This is a genomic window from Marinifilum caeruleilacunae (assembly GCF_013141825.1).
GTDB classification, from domain to species: domain Bacteria; phylum Bacteroidota; class Bacteroidia; order Bacteroidales; family Marinifilaceae; genus Marinifilum; species Marinifilum caeruleilacunae.
Map to the genome: position 1 here is coordinate 1 of NZ_RZNH01000123.1, position 668 is coordinate 668.

A 668-nucleotide genomic window follows, 5' to 3' on the forward strand; every position below is an offset into this window, starting at 1 on the left:
ATCTCATAATGAGTTGGCCACTAAAGGTTATACCATGAGGTATAGACCTTGGGAAATTCTATACACAGAATCATTCCATACAAAACAGGAATCAATGAAAAGAGAGAAGCAATTGAAATCTCATCAGGGAAGAAATTTCATTCGTGGATTGATTAAAAGGAATTATGGAAAGTTAATATAATAATGGCAAATTGGCAGGGCTCATATCCGGCAGCCGCCGGACGTCAGTTCGAGTCTGGCCCCCGCTACTAGAACAAGCCGAAAGTTTATACTTTCGGCTTTTTTTTTGTAGTTTGGTATGCTATGTTTGATGTGTATGTTCTTTATTTTCCCCAATACGATAAAATTTATATTAGATATACTAGTGACTTGCAGGCGAGGTTTTTATCTCATAATGAATTGGCCACTAAAGGTTATACCATAAGGTACAGACCTTGGGAAATTCTATACACAGAATCATTCCATACAAAACAGGAATCAATGAAAAGAGAGAGGCAGCTGAAATCTCATCAGGGAAGAAATTTTATTCGTGAATTGATTAAAAGGAATTATGGAAAGTTAATATAATAATGGCAAATTGGYAGGGCTCATATCCGGCAGCCGCCGGACGTCAGTTCGAGTCTGGCCCCCGCTACTAGAACAAGCCGAAAGTTTATACTTTCGGCTTT

2 protein-coding genes are annotated in these 668 nt (G+C 38.4%); both read left to right on the forward strand.

Annotated features, from left to right (window positions below; all coding sequences use genetic code 11):
* Positions 1–181, forward strand: a 181-nt coding sequence (locus tag ELS83_RS21745) for a GIY-YIG nuclease family protein (RefSeq protein ID WP_171597634.1), incomplete at its 5' end; no start/stop codon positions are given.
* A gap of 122 nt (positions 182–303) precedes the next feature.
* On the forward strand, positions 304–567 hold the full coding sequence (locus ELS83_RS22830; protein WP_171597635.1) for a GIY-YIG nuclease family protein: 264 nt from the start codon (positions 304–306) through the stop codon (positions 565–567).
* Positions 568–668 lie beyond the last annotated feature (101 nt).